This is a genomic window from Belliella baltica DSM 15883, assembly GCF_000265405.1.
In the GTDB taxonomy this organism is placed as follows: Bacteria; Bacteroidota; Bacteroidia; order Cytophagales; family Cyclobacteriaceae; genus Belliella; species Belliella baltica.
On sequence record NC_018010.1, the window covers coordinates 985,908 to 1,006,110 of the forward strand.

Annotated in this window: 18 protein-coding genes; 3 read left to right on the forward strand and 15 right to left on the reverse strand. The window is 34.9% G+C overall.

All coding sequences use genetic code 11. The features are described from left to right. Positions 1–45 precede the first annotated feature (45 nt). Positions 46–510 carry a MaoC family dehydratase gene (locus BELBA_RS04615; protein WP_014771592.1) on the forward strand — a complete coding sequence of 155 codons (465 nt, stop codon included), beginning with the start codon at positions 46–48 and terminating at the stop codon, positions 508–510. A 60-nt stretch (positions 511–570) separates the two neighbouring features. Here the strand turns inward: BELBA_RS04615 and crtD are convergent, their stop codons facing one another. From crtD to BELBA_RS04635, 4 genes are all read right to left on the reverse strand, one after another. Further along, positions 571–2,037 (reverse strand): 1-hydroxycarotenoid 3,4-desaturase CrtD, encoded by a 1,467-nt coding sequence (gene crtD / locus BELBA_RS04620; protein ID WP_014771593.1) that lies wholly within the window; start codon positions 2,035–2,037, stop codon positions 571–573. Between the two features lie 72 nt (positions 2,038–2,109). Next, positions 2,110–3,027 carry an IS1595-like element ISBeba2 family transposase gene (locus BELBA_RS04625; protein ID WP_014771594.1) on the reverse strand — a complete coding sequence of 306 codons (918 nt, stop codon included), beginning with the start codon at positions 3,025–3,027 and terminating at the stop codon, positions 2,110–2,112. Positions 3,028–3,307: 280 nt separating this feature from the next. Beyond that, entirely contained in the window at positions 3,308–3,544 is a 237-nt protein-coding gene (locus BELBA_RS04630; protein ID WP_014771595.1) for a hypothetical protein, read from the reverse strand. Between the two features lie 159 nt (positions 3,545–3,703). Then, a complete protein-coding gene (locus BELBA_RS04635) occupies positions 3,704–5,095 on the reverse strand; it encodes a DUF4403 family protein (RefSeq protein WP_052307658.1) in 1,392 nt (463 codons plus the stop codon). Positions 5,096–5,239: 144 nt separating this feature from the next. Here BELBA_RS04635 and ytxJ point away from each other — a divergent pair, with 144 nt between their 5' ends. Beyond that, positions 5,240–5,575 carry a bacillithiol system redox-active protein YtxJ gene (ytxJ, locus tag BELBA_RS04640; protein ID WP_014771597.1) on the forward strand — a complete coding sequence of 112 codons (336 nt, stop codon included), beginning with the start codon at positions 5,240–5,242 and terminating at the stop codon, positions 5,573–5,575. A gap of 20 nt (positions 5,576–5,595) precedes the next feature. Here the strand turns inward: ytxJ and BELBA_RS04645 are convergent, their stop codons facing one another. Together BELBA_RS04645 and BELBA_RS04650 are read right to left on the reverse strand one after the other, a co-directional pair. Beyond that, positions 5,596–6,591, reverse strand: coding sequence for a hypothetical protein (locus BELBA_RS04645; protein ID WP_014771598.1), 996 nt, complete (start codon positions 6,589–6,591; stop codon positions 5,596–5,598). Beyond that, the gene (locus tag BELBA_RS04650) at positions 6,581–7,681 is read right to left on the reverse strand and encodes a hypothetical protein (protein ID WP_014771599.1); all 1,101 of its coding nucleotides are present in this window, start codon (positions 7,679–7,681) and stop codon (positions 6,581–6,583) included. Before BELBA_RS04650 ends, BELBA_RS04645 begins: the two co-directional genes overlap by 11 nt. Before the next feature lie 164 nt (positions 7,682–7,845). Between BELBA_RS04650 and BELBA_RS04655 the strand changes: the two genes are divergently transcribed. Then, positions 7,846–9,012 (forward strand): cysteine desulfurase family protein, encoded by a 1,167-nt coding sequence (locus tag BELBA_RS04655; protein ID WP_014771600.1) that lies wholly within the window; start codon positions 7,846–7,848, stop codon positions 9,010–9,012. Between the two features lie 6 nt (positions 9,013–9,018). Here the strand turns inward: BELBA_RS04655 and BELBA_RS19020 are convergent, their stop codons facing one another. From BELBA_RS19020 to BELBA_RS04700, 9 genes are read right to left on the reverse strand one after another with little or no spacing between them, the layout of a single operon-like run. Then, the gene (locus BELBA_RS19020; protein ID WP_014771601.1) at positions 9,019–9,963 is read right to left on the reverse strand and encodes an O-methyltransferase; all 945 of its coding nucleotides are present in this window, start codon (positions 9,961–9,963) and stop codon (positions 9,019–9,021) included. Beyond that, positions 9,956–11,305, reverse strand: coding sequence for an ATP-binding protein (locus BELBA_RS04665; protein ID WP_014771602.1), 1,350 nt, complete (start codon positions 11,303–11,305; stop codon positions 9,956–9,958). The genes BELBA_RS19020 and BELBA_RS04665 overlap by 8 nt, the downstream gene beginning before the upstream one ends. 5 nt (positions 11,306–11,310) lie before the next feature. Next, positions 11,311–11,712 carry a hypothetical protein gene (locus BELBA_RS04670; RefSeq protein WP_014771603.1) on the reverse strand — a complete coding sequence of 134 codons (402 nt, stop codon included), beginning with the start codon at positions 11,710–11,712 and terminating at the stop codon, positions 11,311–11,313. A gap of 1 nt (position 11,713) precedes the next feature. Next, complete coding sequence (locus tag BELBA_RS04675; RefSeq protein ID WP_014771604.1) at positions 11,714–13,717, reverse strand: AAA family ATPase; 2,004 nt, start codon at positions 13,715–13,717, stop codon at positions 11,714–11,716. Continuing rightward, positions 13,698–13,925 (reverse strand): hypothetical protein, encoded by a 228-nt coding sequence (locus BELBA_RS04680; RefSeq protein WP_014771605.1) that lies wholly within the window; start codon positions 13,923–13,925, stop codon positions 13,698–13,700. Before BELBA_RS04680 ends, BELBA_RS04675 begins: the two co-directional genes overlap by 20 nt. Positions 13,926–13,928: 3 nt before the next feature. Continuing rightward, positions 13,929–16,073 carry a DEAD/DEAH box helicase family protein gene (locus tag BELBA_RS04685; protein WP_014771606.1) on the reverse strand — a complete coding sequence of 715 codons (2,145 nt, stop codon included), beginning with the start codon at positions 16,071–16,073 and terminating at the stop codon, positions 13,929–13,931. 1 nt (position 16,074) lies between these two features. Next, on the reverse strand, positions 16,075–17,676 hold the full coding sequence (locus BELBA_RS04690; RefSeq protein ID WP_014771607.1) for an ATP-binding protein: 1,602 nt from the start codon (positions 17,674–17,676) through the stop codon (positions 16,075–16,077). An 11-nt stretch (positions 17,677–17,687) separates the two neighbouring features. After that, entirely contained in the window at positions 17,688–18,071 is a 384-nt protein-coding gene (locus tag BELBA_RS04695) for a DndE family protein (protein ID WP_014771608.1), read from the reverse strand. Then, positions 18,064–20,202, reverse strand: coding sequence for a hypothetical protein (locus BELBA_RS04700; protein WP_014771609.1), 2,139 nt, complete (start codon positions 20,200–20,202; stop codon positions 18,064–18,066). The genes BELBA_RS04695 and BELBA_RS04700 overlap by 8 nt, the downstream gene beginning before the upstream one ends. Between the last annotated feature and the right edge of the window lies 1 nt (position 20,203).

The following is a 20,203-nucleotide window of genomic DNA, read 5'->3' on the forward strand; positions in this document are numbered from 1 at the left end:
TACCAGATTTTTAATACCTTTAATTTTTTTAAAACAGAAATATCTATGAGTCAGCTAACAATTGGAAGTTTCGAAGATTTCGAAAAATATATTGGATTGGAACTTGGGGTTTCCGATTACCACAAAATCACACAAGAACAGATCAATCAATTTGCAACAGCTACTTTGGATCATCAGTGGATTCATACAGACCCTGAAAGAGCCAAAAAGGAAGGTGCATTTGGTGATACTATCGCGCACGGCTACCTTACACTTTCGATTGTCCCATACCTTTGGGGGCAAGTAGTAGATGTCCAGAACTTAAGAATGATGGTAAACTATGGGATAGAAAACTTACGTTTTGCTCAGCCTGTTTTGGTCAATAACGAAGTGAGGCTCAATGCAAACCTGAAAAGTGTAGTGAATTTACGCGGAACTATCAAAGCCGAAGTAAATGTCAAGTTGGAAATTAAAGATCAAAAAAAACCAGCTTTTTCAGGAGTTTTGGTATTCTTATATCATTTTCAATAGAATGTAAATAACATCTTAATATATCAAGTGACCTGTCAGGTTTTAGAAACCAGACAGGTCTTATTTTTTAATCAGCTCTGTCATAATCTTTGCAGATAGCAGGCAAAGTGGAATTCCTCCTCCAGGGTGAACACTTCCTCCACAAAAATAAAGTTTTTTGAGTTTTGAAGAATAGTTCGCATGCCTCAAAAATGCTGCGTATTTATTATTAGAGCTATTGCCATAAAGTGCGCCGTTAGCACTTGAAGTTTTGCTTTCTATTGTTCTTGGTTCCAAAATTTGCTCTACTTCAATGAGTGGTTCCAAATCTGTCTTCAAAATCCTGTTTATTTTAGAAATGATGTTTTTTCTAGCTTCTTTTATTAGAACATCCCAATCCTGACCTTGATTATTGGGAACATTGATCATGGTAAACCAATTCATACATTCTTCAGGAGCATCATCTTTTTTATGTACAGAAGTAATATTGATATAGACCGTTGGGTCTTGATAAATTGCATTCTTCTCGAAAATATGGTGAAACTCCTCTTTATAATCATCGCTAAAAAGAATATTGTGTAGATCAAGTTCAGGAAACACCTTTTTGATACCCCAATAGAAAATGAGTGCTGAACTTGACTTGGGTTGCTCTAGAAGTTTCTTAGGTTGTTTCTGTTTTTTTAAAATGGTCTTGTATGCATTGACCATATCCATGTTATTGATGACAAGGTCTGATTTTACTTCATTTTGATTGACTTTGATACCAACTGCCTGATCATTTTCCACCAAAATTTCTTCTACCTTAGCATTGAAATGAAATCTTACTCCCAAATCCAAAGCAAGTTGATAAAGACTTTGTGTGATATCATGCATTCCTTTTTTTGGAAAAAATGCTCCAATATTAAACTCTAAATGAGGAATAATATTCAGTGTAGCAGGTGTTTCGTAAGGATTTGAACCATTATAAGTGGCATATCGATTAAAAAGCTGCACAGTTTTATCTTGTTGAAATAGCCTTTCGTTGGCTGCATTCATAGTCTCAAAAATTCCCAATTTCCCCATTTTCAAATAAGAACGTAAGGCTTGGGGGTTGACCCATGTATTCCACTGATGAAGTGATCTGTGCATAAAAAGCGGAGCAAGATGCTCGTAGATATAAGCTGAGCTTCGAAGTGCCTTCCTAATATTCTCAGAGGGTTCTCCTAATTTAGTATTTACTTCCTCTGCAAATGCATTCACATCTCCATACGCTTTGATTGATTTGCCATCTTCCCAAAAATAATGACAAGCTACATCTAGCTTTGAATACTCAAAATGATCAGATGGGTTTTTACCAGCAAGAAGAAAAAGTTCCTCAACTTGCTCTGGTAAGGTAAAAAGTGAAGGGCCCGCATCAAATCTGTAGCCTTTGAGTGTAATTTCGGAAAGCTTCCCTCCAGGGTAGGAATTCGCTTCATAAACATCTACCAGATACCCCTTTACTGCAAGTCGAATTGCGGCTGCAATACCTGCGATTCCTGCCCCGATGATGATTGATTTTTGCTTCATTGTAGTTTAAACTCCTGAGTAAAGTTATGGTTTAGATGAAGAAAAGATGAAATTTTTTTATGTGTATCCGCATCACTGCACGTAAGGATGAACAGCTGCAATAATCAATTGGTCAAATAGTCTTTCTCCAAAATATCTTCGGTTAAGCTTATAGACGAATTCATTGAGGTAGTTCTGTAAATATTTATATGTGATCATGTGATGTATTCCCAATAGATTTCTTTTCAGGTTACTGATTCCTTTATGTACCCATTTCAGGGTTTCATTGACACTTACTTTGTCTGAAACAACCATATAATGTGTGTCAACAATATCTACAATATCAACATAGGCTGTGTTTTTATCGGTAAACAGGACGACATCTCCAGCTATATTCTTCTTAATGAATTTGTTGACATGATCTGAATCTACTTTTCCTAGTACTTCCATTTTATAAAATCCACATGCTCTGTCTTTCTTTCCTGTTCTGGGATTTTCAAGTGGGGTAGATTCGGCAGCCACTGCTACTTTTGCCTGTCTTTGGCTCCCTTTTCCTCGTTTGAGGTTTTGCTTTACCTGTTTTTTGGTTGCAACTTCTACAAAGCATTCATCAAACTCAATCATGTCATTTAAGATATACAGCGAATCCCTTTTACCCATCATGGCACGAATCTTATGCATCAGTCTGAAAGCAGTATCATATCTTGACAAGCTAACCTGCCTTTGGAATTCAAGACACGAAAAGCCTTTCTTAGTAGCTGACATGAAGATAAAAGCCAACATCCAGGTATGAAGAGATATCTTGCTGCTCTCCATTACAGTTCCACTTTTTAAGGAGCTCCTCCTTCTGCATTGACTACATTCAAAGAATTTTCCACCACTGAACCAGTAATGCTTAGTATTGGATTTACAGGTTTTACAGCATATTCCTGCCTTTTCTCTGCTCTCTTTGATATAAACTTCACAGCTTTCTTCATCTGGAAAGTATTGTAGAAATTGAAGTATTGTCATAATGTTTCCTATTTTTATACAAGGAACAACAACGAATCTCAACCTACAACTAATTGACACGTATTGTCAAATTTTGTCACGTGCATTCAAGCGGATACACATAAAAATTATCAAAAGCAAATAGCCTATCGATAGGGATCAATTTTGAAAATGCTTTCTTCTTATATCCCTTAGGGAAATGTTGGAATGATTTTAAATTTTAGATCCAAATTTTAATCGATCATCGTCAAAATCAATTTTAGTTGCATATTTTGTAGGAAGTGAGTTGAAAAATAACTGATCAATAGCGATCCAAGGCTACTTTTGGTGTTAATAGATCAAACTCCTCAGCCAACCAACTTCCTGCAAATTCACCATGAACTCGTGGCTTATCTAAAAGGTGTTCTTCGTTAAATACTTTTACAACGAACTCTTCCAAACCATTATCTCCTTCACAAAGAACCACCCAAGGTTGAGTATGTCCATATTCAGGTTCGATAATTCTTATAAGTTTTCTCGCTTGATAGGTTGGAAACATAAACTACTATTTTGAAAGGCTCCTTAGATTCGAATCTCTACTTGTTTTGATGGATATACTTCTATCAAATTTTCCTCAAAATAATAAATAAAGTCTATTTTTTATTTTTGACTTAAAATTACATTTACTGATCGAAAATAATCCTTCAATCCCCCAAACTCACATCCCCCTCACCTTCACATTCATTTTTCCAGTAGTGCGGAGGTAGATGCGGATGTCGTTTTCGGTGTTGTAAATGCCCTCAACCTCGAGTTGGGAATTGAGCAGGGAGAAGTCAGCATATTCAGTCCTTACCTGACCTTGTAGGCGCATTTCTCGGCGCGCTTCATCTAAGTATTCTCCGATTGGGTAGGAAGCGAGTTTTTTGATTTGGGTCAAAACCTGCCCCTGCTTCATCCAAGTAGCACTTCGGGCGAGGATATTTTTGGTGTTGATGTCAAACTCGATCTCCTCAAATCGGATTGACTCAGTAGCAGCATCGTATTTGGGCTTGCCCACAAGATACATTTGTCCTGTGATTTGCTTTCTGCCCTTTCTGATGGCCAAAAAGTCCATTTTCAGCAAAGTACGGTCTCCAAAACTTTGGGATTCTAGATTCGACACTTCTAATTCGGTTTTCTTGTCGGTTCGGAATCTTTTCCCTGCAAGATTTTCATTGAGATATTGGTCCAAATCACTGTAGCTGATCGCCAAAGGAATCATGATATCCACCTTGTTTTCGCTGCTCTCGTTGTAAGTGATGTTGGGAAGAGGTGTTTTTTTGGTTTGCGGTGAACTGCCTATCTGGGAAAACACCTCGCCTTCTATTCCTAAAAAGAGTTTCAGTTTGCGATCGGCAGTCACTTCTTCTCTGATTTTGAGTTTGGTAGGTTGCGTATAAATGTAGGCTGATACACCATCCTGCTCGAGGGCAATGGGCTTGCTGAATCCATCCCAGGCTTCTTGGGCCATCTCCCTAAAATCCATTCGTGTCAGGTTCGAGGCACTCAGTTGATTGTTCAGCACACTCTGCAGCTGCCTGCGAATCATCGGGTCGAGGTCAATCTCAAATCCAAGCAAGTTATATTTCATCGATCTGCCGTAACTCTCGATATTGATGTATTCGAGGGAAAAATCCCAGTTTTGCCCGATTTTCGGCCTGAAGCTGATTTCAGGTAACATGGTTTCATTGAAGGGAATGTCCGTTTTTAGATTCTGACCAAAAACCCGCTTTTCAAACTTGAGATTACCCACCATATTCATGGGGATATGAATAGACATTTTTTTGGAATCAATTGCAGCTAATTTGATCAAACCTGTTCTATTGACATCGATATCAGTAAAAAACCCGGAACCTAAGTCCAAGCCTTTGTCCGCAAAAAGTTTTTGCCCCAAGGCATTGTTGAGGTTACTTTCAATCATTGAAAAGGGGATTTCTATAGGGATATTGATGATTGATGTTGCTCGGGGTAGGGCAACGGGTTCACCGGAATAGGTAGGTTTGTTGGGATTGATGCTTTTGCAAGAAACGGTAAAAATTAAAAGAATCAGGATTCGGAAAGATATGTTCATGAAAAGGGAATTCGGATGAGTTATGCTTTGCATAGGAAGCGAAGTTTCAAAAAACCTGCCAGCTATCAAAGGCTAAAGATACAAAGGAACTATTTTTACGGATAATTAATTAAACGGGATATTAGATTAAGAAATTTTAAGACTATGAATTGGTTAACCCTAGAGAATCTTGCGCAATTAGAAGAGATAAAAGCTCAGAGCAGTGAGAAGCCGGTATTGATTTTTAAGCATTCCACTTCTTGTTCTATCAGTGGTATGGCATGGAACAGAATACAGCGAAACTGGAAAGAAGAGGATCTTCAAAAGGTGACTCCATACTATTTGGATTTACTTTCTTATAGAGCGATTTCAAATCAGATTGCGGACGATTTTGGTGTCTATCACCAAAGCCCACAGGTCATTTTGATCAAAGATGGAAAAGCCGTCTACGACAACAGCCACATGGGAATCAGCTATGCCGAGATTATGGAGAAGGTGTGATAAAAAAAGGAAAAGTATTTTTAAACTAAATCTTCTCTTGCATTAATACATCGCTCAATAAACTCACCTGAAATTAATTCATTGTATACTTCTGCATTTTTTGAAAGATCTAAAATCCTTTTTCTTTCAAAAATTATTCTATCATTGCATTCATCATTTTGGTAGAATATACTTCTGTTATAATCTATAATACTGTAGGGGACAAACATAACATGTATTGGTTTGCTACAATGAAAATCAAAATATCTGTTATACCTTTCTGTTTCTCTTAGTTTTTGATACCATTCTTTTCCGCAGGCACATTGAGCTAAGATTGTAAGGAGATTAGGTACATTGTCCGTAAAACGAATCCAACCTATCAAATCCAGCCCTCTTTCTTGAGTACCACGGTGGGAAATTTGGTCAAGAGCTCTTTCGTCAATATCTACATTCAACTCTGACGCGAGTTGTCTAATCTTTGTAATTGCTGTGCCAGAATAAGTTGTGTTTTTTCCAAAAGATCTGACTTCGGAGTCATTAGGTAAGAAATTTTTTAGAGCCTTAAAACAGATAAACTCAAACTCTTTTGTTAATTCTGGTTGAAACAAATTGAAAAGACTCAATGAAGAAGAAAATAACAAGAAAAAATAAAGCTTATTTCTTAATGTCAATTCGGCTATCTCTTTAACAATTATTTTATTTGAATCTCTTATTAAAAAAGGATAATCATTACCATACAATTGCTCTCTTTCCAAGATTAGTCGAAAAATGTTCTCCACAAAAGTTTGGTTTTCGTCATTTCCTTCTGCTTGGTCTGAATCTTTTTCTTTTTGATGGATCAATCCTTCATCTTTAAATCTATCTAAAATATCAGTAACCGAAATATATGTGCCATTGGAAAAAACAGAGACCACTTCAACATAATCGGCATATATATGCAATAAATGTTTTGCTGGATTCCCAGTCAGCCCAGTAGATTCTTTTAACTGAATAGAAATTTTTGAAAAATAAGAATCAAGTTTTTCTTCAAAGCTCATCTTTCTCGTCCTCCCTATCTTGTAAAGTTCTAGCAATTTTTGTAGCCAAGGATCTAATGTTTTTGACGTATTCTATGACTTCAGCTTCAGTTATTGTGACCTTGATTACCAGTCTATCTGCGTGTTCTAAAGCATTTAATGCACTATGAATTGAATTCATAAATTGTTGATCAAGTTCCCCTGTTAATTCTCGAGCCACTTCCAAAGAAACACCTTCTTGATCAAATGCCTTAAAAGCAACAGGATGACCTATAACCCTATTTAGAACAGTCAAACTTTCACTGTCACCAATCAATCGGGTTCTGTTCTGATCATTTTTTTCAAACAACCAATGGATCCATTTTTTGAGATTTCCAAGGTTGATAGAGGTAGAATAATCGTCTCGGTCATCTGTCAAATCCACACCTAGGAATTCACAAATATTTGCCCTTGAGAGACTATCCGCTATATAGTTGAAGTAAAATGAGGTGTCATCAAGATCTTTTATTTTAAAAAATTTCTCATCTTCTATCATCTTATAGATTTGGTATCCCACAAGCAGCCTTTTGACATAATCTTTTCTGCTTCCTATACTCTTAGCAAGTTCACGTGATGCCAAATTTAAAGAAAGTTCAAAAGAGGAAGTTTGCCAAAGGTCATATAAATATTTTGCCTTCTCCAATAACTTCCATTCCTTTATACCTGTAATATGTCTATATCCTAAGTAGTTATAAATATCTTCTTCTTTTGAAAAAACCAAGCAAGGTATTTCATCCGGGCGAAATTCTGTTTCATCTATTACTTGATTGACTTTTGCTTTCTGAACTTCCGCAAGACCTGGATTTGATAAAAGCTTGAGAGCTGAAAGCCTCCTATTACCTTCTACTACCTTGAATTTTTCATCTGAATCTAAAACAACCAAAAGTTGTTCACCAGGAAAAAAATCATTCTTACCAATAGCCAACATTAATTCAATCAATGATGCGTCCAACAACATGTATTCAAGAATTTCCTTTTCGGATTTCCCCTGAAGTGATTTAGGTAATCTAGGATTATTAGGATCTAATTTCAATTGATCCAAAGGGATGATTCTATATTCGGGCTTTTCCATAATTTTAACCAAAATTGCAAAAACGAGCTAAGCACTTTTGAATTTAACTCTTGCTAAATAACGACAAATATAAAGATTCATAATTACAATCCTTTAAATGAATATATCTGTATAATATCTAATCAAATTTATTACATTTAAATCATTCCCTACCTTTACAAGAGATGCAAAATAATTTAATTTATCTAGATAATAATTCAACCACTCCTTTAGACCCGAGGGTTCTTGAATCTATGATGCCCTATTTGACAACAACGTTTGGAAATGCTTCAAGTAACCACATTGCCGGTGTGATGGCTAATCGCGCTGTAAATTCAGCAAGGGAAAAAGTAGCAAACCTAATTAATTCTGACCCACATGAAATTATTTTCACTTCTGGAGCAACAGAGGCCATTAATCTTGCAATTAAAGGCATTGTAGAGCAAAACCAAGATAAAGGAAACCATATTGTTACGGTGTCCACAGAGCATCCAGCAGTTTTAGATACTTCCAAGTACTTAGAATCAAAAGATGTGGAGATAACTTATTTGCCTGTAGATAAATTTGGGTTGGTCGATTTAGCTGAAGTAGAAAAGGCTATCCGCAAAGATACGATACTTGTATCAGTGATGCTGGTCAACAATGAAACGGGGGTGATTCAACCCATCAAAGAAATCGCTGAATTAGCACATCAAAAAGGAGCCTTTTTCATGACTGATGCCACCCAAGCTGTTGGAAAGATGAAAGTTAGTGTCAATGAAATGGGCATTGATATCATGGCGTTTTCTGGACATAAATTTTATGGTCCGAAAGGTGTGGGAGGGCTTTATTTAAGGAGTAGAAGACCATATAAGGTAAAACTAGAATCTCTTATTCACGGTGGAGGGCATGAAAGGGGAGTAAGAAGTGGGACTTTAAATGTACCTGGAATTGTTGGTTTAGGCGTAGCAGCCGAAATATCCATGAAGGAAATGGAAGCAGACCAAGAAAGGATTGGCGATCTAAGAGATCAATTGGAAAAAACTTTTCTCGGAATGCCTGACACTTTTCTAAATGGACATCCCAAAAAAAGGCTATACAATGTCTCTAATATTTGTTTCAAAGGAGCTGATGCGGATGCAATTATAGCTGGACTGGAAAATATTGCCGTTTCTAATGGTTCTGCTTGTAGCTCGATTAAAGTTGAACCATCCCATGTTTTGACGGCTATGGGATTGAGTGAAAGTGAAGCTTATTCGAGTTTGAGGCTGAGCTTAGGGCGATTTACTAATTATTCAAATATTGATATCTCAAAAACCAAAATAATAAAGGAAATACATACTATAAAAAATTTTTCATCATTTTTAGAATAACAATAGCTATAAATCCCGACTTTCTAAATATGAAGGATAATATTTATAAGTGTTGAAATAATTTTCTTTATGAGCCTTAGGGACAAAATCAATTTCCGAATTAATAACAAAGTTTTCCTCTGTAGAAGGCAATAATTGAGTCATTCTATGATACTCCATTGAAGTTATGATTGGATAACTAATACACACAGGTTCAACATCATTTGTTACGAAATTATAAGAGTGGAATTTTAATTTATTAAATTCATTTTCCTGACTCTTTAAAATAAAAATGCCTCCAAACGTATACATAGGAGCGTCATCTTTATAAGTAAAGTTAAATATTTGTTTGAAAATGAGACGATCCTCTTCTTTTTTGGTCGAATAATCATTTACTATCACATCCTCAATTACATTTATTATCATTTCTCTTATCAAAATATGGCTTTTCTTAGATTCTAAATACTCTGGGGTTAAATAGTCAGGAACTTTATCTCCAAATTCATCCTGAAAACTTTTTTTCTCGGTTTGTTCAAAGTCTCTTCTAAGTGATAATACCAAAAAACTCCAAGGCTTGGCTTTATGACAGCAAGTTTCAATATCTTGAAACATGAAATTCTGTAATGATTTATCATAATCTAGCCAGACAATTGATTTTTTCTTCCAAGGCAATTTGTTAAGTACTTGATAAGAATATCCAGGACGAATCACAATACAACTAAAGGGTTTATTATATTCACACCTCTTAATATTCAATTTATCGGAATTACCTTCTATACTGATCATATCAGTTATACTTAATTCCCGGTGAATTAATTTAAAATCAGAGAAAAAAGATGCTCCGAACCCAATATATTGGTATTGATCACAATTTGAAGGAATGCACACTTCTTTAAATACATCAAGAAGCATCTTTCGTTCAATTGACTTAGAGGGTCTTAAGCTATAGTTTATTTTTCTATCACTACTCATAGTTCAATTCCTTCATTTCTACAAAGTAAAAAAAAGTTTTTTCACCAGCATCGCCATTTGTTGAAACTTTTAAATGTTTTTTCACCCTATTCAAAACATCCTTATCGACTCTATAAGATACCAGTGCTTTGTCATCTCCAAAATCTCTTTTCTTAATAATTGGAAACTTAAACTCTTCGGTTAAATCTTGCTTTTCTTGCTGATATGCAACAATATCTACTTGCATAGAATCATCTACCACAAATTGACGTTGTTCTGCATTATCTAATCTATTGAGATCAGTTAAAACAGACCTCATTGCGAAAATCATTTTATTCCTTGTTTCTTTAAAAATTGTTGAATTAACATCTATACCCCATTTTGTTGTTGTCATTGGGAGTTTTGTAGGGTCATCAGAAGAAAAGAAAACTATACCTCTAAACATTGCCACTTTATTATGAAATTTCTGTACACCTGAATCATCATAGTAATTCTTTCCTCCTTCCCAACCAGTAAGATTTGTCTTATCTCTTTCTACCATCAATCTATCATTACAGTAAATATACCAACCAGCTAAATTTGGATTAGGCTCGCCTATTCCAGCAAATATCTTAACATTTACCCCACTTATATCATCTGTAAAATAGTAAGGTTTCAAATCTTCTGAAACCAATAGTTGAATTGGCTTAGATTTAAGTTCTATTTTGTTAAAGAATATTTTTAAGCCACTTTCAAGAGTATAGTTTAGTGTACGTTCAATCTCGCTTATCATCCTGTTTTTAAAGGAGGTTAATGAGAAATCTAATTTAACCGCATCATTAAGATTTGTAACTTTAATATATGTCCCATCTGATTCCAATAGAGGAGAATGTAATCCTTCTTCAGTAACTTCTCCATTTACGTCGTGAAAATCAAATTCCCATTTTCCTACTTCATCTTGCCATTTAGCGACATCTTCTTCAACAATAAAATGGTCTGCATCACACTTAGATTCTACCACAAAATAATTTCCTAACTTAAATAATGCTCTTTTCATTCCAACCCCAAATCTCCCTACTAATCCTTTCCCCTGTTCACTACTCATATCAGTAGGTCTACCAAACTTAAAGGCATGTTCATTTGCAGCCTTCTTACTAAAGCCTCCACAATTATCACTAATAATAAATTCATTTTCATTTACTACTATGTCAATTCTAAATGAACTATACGGAATTTCAGCCAATGACTTCTCCATGACAGTTTTTGCACCATCTACTGAATTATCAATTAAATCAATAATAGCTCTTTCCAAAGGAATGTCTTTAGTCAACATATGTATAAAGAATTCCTTTGTTGGTTCTGCATCAAATTTTCCTTTTGCCATATTAGTTAATCCATTAAAACCATCTCAACCAAATTATCTAAAGGCTTCCCTGGGTTATTTACAATTTCTTCCACCACATAAACAATACCCCCGTTAGCATAACCCTGAGCTATATCCAGAACCTTTCTATTGTTCAATAAATTTAGTAGATTTTTTTCTTTCGCAAAAGCGATAGCAATCAAGACAGGCACATCGACTTTCTCTTCAAAAACATCCGAACTGAAAATATCCTTTGAAGCAGTTATTTCTTCAAAGGCATTGTATTTCTGTCCCATACAGGCAGCTAACATGAACAAATCCTTCATAGTCTGAAAAGGATAGTGGTCCGGATTTTCAGAACCTCTTTTCACCAGTTTCTCATAGGTTTCATGCTTATCCTTATCGATATAGATCCTTAAATTCTTCATATCATTTTAATTCTGTTATGCTTGTTTGTCTCATTGTCTCATCAAAATGCATTTCATAAACATGGTTTGCATATTTTGATAGGTTTAGCCGTGTCGTTTGATTCCATTCAACATCTGGAATCAAAAATAAGATAGTCTGTTCCGCCAATTTGGGTAAACGTTCGGAAATAGCAGCATGAACGGAATGATCCAAACGACTAAACGGCATATCTATTACTAGCGGTGGGTTTTTCCTTGATACTCTTGAAATGGCAGTGATAAAGGCTAAACTCAAACACTGTGATTGTCCCATAGAAAGCCTTTGTAAGGCTCTGTTTCCATTGGAATCCAAAACTTCTAGTGAGTAATCTTTACTCAAAGCTACATGGTAAGCTGAAGAAGAAACTACAAATTTTTTAAACTCCTCGATGGTCAAATCCTCCACTGTCTTTCTACTTTTCTCAGCGAAATCATCATAAAGTGCTCCTAAAACATCCCCTGCCTTCTTCGCTAATTCACTCCTTATATGAAGGTAATTAGCTTCTTCTTGCATTTTTCCAAGAGCTTTTCGTTCCACATCAAGTTCTCTCAATTTCTGCTCTGAATTGGTTCTTTCTTCTTGTTTGGTACTTAGCTCAGCTATTAATTCATCATCCTTATCTTTTCTCTGTTTTCTTTCATTCATTAAGGTTGCAACATTCTCTATTGGAAGAGATTCCAACTCTTGGTCGATTTCCTGAATTTGATACACAAGGCTTTTCTCTTCTTTCTCAAGTTCTATGGCTGTATTCTCTTTTAACCCCAAATTATCAATGGAATTATTTATGATATCCTCAGCATTATTTAAATCATGGAATAGGTCAATTAGTTTATCCTCTTCACCAGACCTGTGTTTTTCTTTTTCAAGTCTGGAAATTAATTTTTCGAAAATTGGATTTCCTGGTTTAGCTTCAAACTGTGTCCCGCATATGCATTCCTCTTGGTCAAACAGATCATGAAAAAATGTTTCTCTTATATGTTTAGGAATTTCGCCTTTAGCTCTTTTTTCTCTCAGTAATTCTTTTAACTCAATCAAGGGCTCTTTAGCTAAAATTAATGAAGCCTTAGCTGCATCCTCCCTCATTTGGTTTTTGATAACCTTAATATTTTCTTTAGTTTGAGTTAACTCCTTACTTAATTGGTTTTTCCTTTCTTGAAGCGTACTTGTTTCAGGGAGATCTTTTAATTTAGAGTCTATTAATGCAATTTGATCATTGATTGCCAATCGTTCTTTTTTGATATCACTTATTCGAGTTTTTAAACCATTTTGAAATTTTAACTCTTGATTATAAGCTTCCTCAACTTTTCCTAACTCTCCTTTGGCCGCCTTTGCGGCTTTTTTGCTATACCATAGAGCTGTCTCTTCCAAATGGTCATAAGCATTTCTGACAATTTCCAAATCAACAACCCTATAGATTGCATCTTGAACTTCTTGACTATTTCCTGGTTTGGCAAGGTTATGTATCCGGTCACCATCAAATAAAAAGTAGCTTTTAACATTGTTGGGCAAGATTTCATCCAAAAATGTTCGGGTATATGGGATGGTAATATGATCTCCTTGAGGTGTGATTTCTTTGAGGATATGATTTCTATCGACAAGGGTCGCAGTCAGTTTATGGTCTAATTCCTTTTTTGGTTGAAGTACTAATGAAAGTCTAATATAAAACTCTCTTTTACCACTTTCATCTTCGTGCTCGAAATAAAGTGTAGCAGACATATTAAGCCTTGAATTGTCATTAGCAGCTTCACTTAATGCTGATTCATTAAGGAAATCAATAATCTCTCTTTCCTTTATTTTTTTTAGGTCTTTCTCAAATTCCTCTCCATACAACGCCCAATTTATGGCATCAAAAAGTGAGGTTTTCCCAAAGCCAGTACCGCCAATGAAAATAATCAATGGTTTTTTTTCATCAGTTTCAAGGTTAATAGGTCCAACTTTGCCATAGTAAGAAGCAAAATTCTCTAATTCAATTTTTTGAAACTTCATCTTCTTTTTGCTTATCACCTAAATTAAGTTGAGTACTTCTGGCAACCCCTTCAATAATATCTCTAATTTTTTGCCAAGGGAAATTCACCCTTTCGGTAGATCGATAACTAATTTCGACTCTAAAGACACCTCTAATCACGTCTCTTAATTTTTCGTCTTCCACTTGATTAAGGACTTCTTCCAAACGACCAATATTACTTTTTTTCATATTTTATTGGTCTGTGATATCTAGCAAATCCAATTGGTTTGCCATTGTAAATAACTGGTTCATAGAGTCAAATTGATTTATTGCCATGCTCGAAAATTCTTGTACTCTTTTATATTCTTTGGTAAATGCACTTTTTACAGCTGAATAGGATACACTTTTTCTTCCTTCTGCAATAAGCCTTTGAGGAGGAATGGACACTAAATCATATATGACTGCATGTTCTTTTCCTGGATGTTTTCTTAAAACTCTTCCTCTTCTTTGCACAAACTCACGAGGATTACCTGAAGAGGCTAAAAAATAAGCTACTCGAGTAGGAGGCACATCCACACCTTCATCCAGGCATTTCATTGCCATTAAAGATTGGATTTTTTGATCACCAAATTCCTTAAGCAATTCTCTTCTTTCCTTTCTACTTTGTCTTGAGGTAAATTCATGAAGTTTTATTTTGAAAGTTTTTCCCAAAAGCTCCTTGACTGGCCCGAAAATCTGATCTCCTGCATAAAACAAACTAAAATCTATCGGTTTATTTTGAATATTTTCCCTTAGCCATTCTATTTTATTGAGTGAATTGTTTTGAATCCTCGCACGTCTAATAGCCAGTTTTTCAAGTTTTTCGACACTATCAATATCTTTACGACTGGCTAATCTCGCAATTTGAGTAGTTAAATCAACGTAGTTTTCGAATTCCTCTTCTGTAAGTTCTACCGGAATCGGATGATAGTAATATGGTGTTAGAAATTTCCCAATTGCATCTTTAATAGGTAAACTAAATACAATCTTATCAAAATAATCCATTAATGCCAATGTACCCTCGGGATCTCCATGCCGTTCAGGTGTAGCACTTAGCCCTAATCTAAATGGACACAATTCAGGGAGAAGTTTTCTCATTGAATTCGAACCTGCATAATGGGCTTCGTCTATGATTAGCAATAACTCTTCGATACATGGATTTACAATTTTTTGGAAAGTTTCTGAAGAAAAAGAGGCATTGGTTGTAATAAGAACGACACGGTTTATTCGTTTCCTCCTAAATAGTTGAGCCTGCCTTGCAGCATGCTCTTCCCACAAGCTTCTGGATTCCCCAACCAAAATATTGTCAAGGCCAAATTTCAAAGCTTCTTCACACCATTGTTCGGCCAAATGGATAAATGGACATGAAATAATAATAAACAGTCTTTCTTTATTCCTGAGTAGTTCCCATATGGCAGCCAATGCAGTAAAAGTTTTACCTGTGCCAGTAGCCATGGCCAACATTCCTTTATAGCCATTGTTTTTCCATGCTGAAATCGCATTCTCTTGATAAGCCCTTAACTTAGGTAATTCTGATACACTTTTTGTTTTTCGGGAAATAGGTTCAAGCTTTTGAACTAGATCTTGGATTCTTTTTTTAAAAGATTCTGATAATCTGTAATCTCCCTCTAATTCCCGCATTAATTCTAGTTCCTCTTCAACAAGAGATTCAATATCATTAACAGGAAATTCTTGTTGAATAATTGCTTTAATACTCTCAATGGGTATTTTTTCAACAACCTCGGATAATCCGTTCCAGGTTTTATAAAATAGGTAGTTAAAATGTTGAATTCTATCTTTGCTTACTTGGTTTTCTGCCCAGGAATAATCGCAAATAAGTGACTCGATGTTGTTAAATATAGCGTTAGCTGAAAAATTAATAGACCCAGTAAATACTAATTCATTGCCAATTAGATCTTTAAAAATCCCGAATTTTTGATGCACTATACCAACTCTATTGTTTTTTGGTACGGTTGCCATGATTTCTATCCGATTGGTAGCTATAAGCCAAGAAATGCAATTGAAAAAATGTTTATCTGATTTAGATAGCGTCTTTTTTAACTTCAAAATATCATTTAGGATTTTTTTTTCAAAAGTTGAATCAATTATTTTTTCTTGACCTTTCAATATAGCTATCTTATCTGATTCTGATAAAACATCATTGATAATGATTCTCATTCTACCGCCATTTTTGATAAAATAAGCAAAACCAATTGAAAGTGCTCTAAAACCACTTGAACTGAAATATCCAAGCCCTAAATCAAAAGAATTACTATTAACCAATGCTTCAATAAAAAACTCAGCAGGCTCGTGTTCACCAGAGGCATATACAGATTTGAATTCAGCATTTTGTAACATATTAATTTCTCAATTCTTTACTAAAATCAACCTTAAATAATTTATTGACTGTGTACTTATAGGTTTCTCTAAAGGTATTTAAATCATTAAATGAAATCGTAACTGTGCTTCGCTTATGAACTAGATCACACCGGAGTCTATAAAAATGCTCAATCTTTTTCCATTGTTCTTTGTTAATTCTGACTTTACATCCCTTTATTTCATTATGAACCTCAGAACGATTCTTCATAATAGCAGCTAACCGTCCTTCGCTAAATGTTTTTCCTGAATCATTTACCAGATAGTCTTTAAATGCTATTTCGAGACCACTGTCTAGCAATAGCATAGATATTCTAAAATTTTGCTCAAGCTTCAAGGATATGATTTGTTCAACTGCTATCTCCGTTTCATAAGAGCCTACTATCCATGGCTTAGATTGAGCAATAGCCCTATTGTTTCTCTTCAATATATCAGCATATTTCCTCTTTTTTGGACTTCTTGGAACAGCGGGTAGATGTATCCTTACATTTCTAGAAACATCATTGAGAGCTTCTGTTTTTACTATGCCTGTTTTATACTGAAAAATTTTTTCTTCCCATTCACCAGACCAATTCCTAGACATAGAGGCATAAGTAAACAAAACTCGTTCAATATGGTCCATTATTTCCCTGAATGTCTTATGCTTGAAGTCGATTTCAGATTTACTACTATTCCATGGCATCAACTCTACTGTACCATGTAGTTTAACTAAGACTCTTGCAAGTGACAAAGAGGGGTGTGGTTTCCCTACACGTGGAGGTTTATAACCAACCTCAGACCCCTTATATCCCCTGGCAATTAATCTGTCGTTACAATAAAAATAAACTCCATATTCCTCACTTGAAGATTCTTCACGGTGAGATTTTGTTAACCCACCTTGGATTTCAACGTCAATTCTGCCTCTGTCTCCAAAATCGATTGGTCCTTTAAAGTGTTTCGGTTCAAAACCAGGAGGGTAAGACCAATTGTCAAAAGTCTTGGGTTTAATTTCTTTTTCGTTAAGAATAATATCTAATCCAACTGTATCTAAAAATAAAGCATATGTAGCACCCAAATGTTCTATAAGATTAGACTCATTTTCTGGGAGTATTGGATCTCTTAACTTAATGAGCTCAATCATTGTAGAATTCTCCTCAATAGGATCTACTTCATAAGCTTTCAAAAACCAATTTTCTTCATCCGATATCCATGCGTCATCAATCTCAACCAATATTGTTTTTTCATTGGAGTGTCTGGTAAATATCTTTACATCTTCAGCGAGAGCTATTACCGCTCTTTTAGAGCCAACGCCAAACACTCCTATTATTTCATCATTATAATTTTCCCGTGATTGACCAGGACTAACAATTAATTGAATATCATCTTCTTTAATACCTCCACTATTATCTACAACTTGAATAGTTTGCCTTTCATAATCCAAGTCAATCTTAATTATCAAATCTCTAGGCCTTTGATTAAAAATCCAATTGTCAATGGCATTATCAATAAGCTCACACAAAGCCAATTCCAAATGGTAGTCTACAATTATGGAAAGATATAAACGCTTTGAAGGAATTGCTTCTATATCATTTATGAATTTTTTCATTTTATTAAATGCTAAGTTAAACCCCCTTCAATTCTTTGAGTCAAAAAATCAATACCCGAACCTGAGAAGTTCTTGAATTCTTTTTCAATCATTTCTAGCCCATCATCAATATGCATTTTGACATATCGAGCTAAATCCTTGTCTGAAATATGAATATTGTAATGTACACAAAGTATAGCCATGTAAAAGTCTCCATAATCTCCAAACAGCACCTTATATGTATATTCTTTACCTTGTGAATCATGGACCTCAGATAGGTTCACTTTATGCTCATTTCCTAATGAATAGGCAAAGGCTATCCTGGCAATCACATTTTCAGCGCCTAAGTTAAGTTTTCGAGTAAGTTGAACTACCCGCTCCTTATTTTCTTTTGATGTTTTGATGGTATTAAACATTGGCTACAAATTTTAAAGAATTGAATAACTCTGTTGGCCTGCATTCTTCAAAGTACGATTTGTCTTTGGTAGAATTTTTTATCAAATAAGCCTTTGAGACCAATGGGTAAAGGTTTTGATATTCCTTTTGTGTTAGTTCTTTTTCAAGAAGTGGTAGTAAAATCACCTGCTCTGAGATTGTAGGATAAAAATCCTTTATAATATTGGTGGCATGTTGATGGTCAAACTTCTGAAGTGGACTATCTATGAAAATAGGGAATTTAATATTAGATTCTTCTACCAAAGCCTTCAGAAGTGCAGTGGCATATAATTGCTGCTCCCCTTTGGATAGACCATCCTTATTGATAACCCTTCCATCTGAATCATAAAATTCAATATCCAAGAGATCTTTTTCCAATATCACTTCCACTCTTTCAATAAACTGCTTTTTGTGCATCAGCTGCTGGAGTTCTGAAAGAATCTTAGATTCAAGAGATTCCTTTTTCTTATCTTTTAGTTTTTTAAGAAAAACAGTAAGTTCCTTGATAAGCCGGGCAGCCGTTTCATCTTTCTGCACATCTGCCAATGCGATATTTACTTTCTTACTAAGTTCGGATTGCCTCTTATACAATATTTTTAAGTCATTCAAATTAGTTTCTGACCGGACTTTCAACGAGATGATTTCTTCTTCAATTTTAGCCAATTCTTCATCTATCTTCATTTTAGCCTTTCTAATCTCTTGAATTACTAGGTCGTCTTCTTTTGATTCTGCATTTGAAAGTTTATTTACGATTATTCTCATAGTGCTTTGCTTGACTCTCATATCCTGTGTCAATGCCCTGAATCTTTCCGAATAAGAAGTTTCAATGTTGTCAATTAAAGATCTAAACCGATTAGTTTGTTCTTTATTAAATTCTAAAAGAGGTTTGAAATTTTTATCACCTGATGAAAGGAGCTCAGAAAGAAGCACTTTAGACAATTTCTCCTTAGCTTCCTTTGATATTGCTAATTCTTCTTTCCTCTCCTCAATTATTCTCTCAATGGCATTTATCTTGGTTTTTATAAATTCAGCCGAAAGTTCAGATGCTTGGTTTTCTTCCTCCAATAAAAGCTGGTTGTTAACTCGTTGCATTTTTTTAAATGCAATTGCAAAAGGGGCTAGCTCTATGAAATCCTTGAATTGTTGATTAGCTACTTGATTTTCTCGCGAAGCATTTTCCTTTAATAGTTTTAGGTCGTTTAATTCTTCCAAAGTAATAGTAGAACCTTCCCTGATTAACTTTTCCTGTAGCTTTTCTGATTCCTCCCGCTTTCTTAGAAACTCTTCTCTTTTGCTTTCAATAGTTTCCAAAAAATATTTTTGCAGTTTTTCTGCACTTTGAATCTCCTTGTTGACTTTCTCCAGTTGAAGTTTATCCTCACCAGAAGCTTGACTGTTTCTTAGTCTAAGTCTTAAATTTTCAAGATTTCGTTTTAAATCTTCATATTTTTTGATTCCCAAAACTTCGGAGTAAGCTCGGCTTAGCTCTCTTTTTTCATCCACGGTTCTAATTTCTGCTAACGATACAATTTTCTCTGCATCAAAGAAGAAAAACTTTGCAATCTCTTTGGGCATTATAAAATCATGAATAAAAATCTCTGACCCTACTTCTTTGGTTAATTCATTTACTCTACCATCAATCAGGATTTCAACTTTTTCATCCTCTGTCTCTACATTGAATGATCTTTTAATTTCTACCTTGTTACATGGTACAGAGGGAATAAAGATGTCAGAAATCAATATGCTTACACTAAAGGTATTGAGCAAGTCTAATTGCTCTTGAATATTGGATTTTTCCTTCCCAAAACTTATTTCTAATTCGTTTTTCAATTTTTCTTTTGAAGGACTTTCCCAAGTAGCTTTGTTTATAGTTTTCCTACAAAAACGCTTATAGCCTCCACTTTCATAAATTTCTCTTTTGTACCTATAATCCACATCGACCATAAGTTTTCCGTAAAAACACCAGACCAATGAAGTGAGAAAGGTTGTTTTACCAAAACCATTGTTGCCAGCGATAACAGTAACATTTTTTTCAGGTGCATGAAGGAATGAAACCTCGTTAACGCCTTGGTAAATTCTAAAATCCTTTAATGTAATTTTATCTATAAGCATC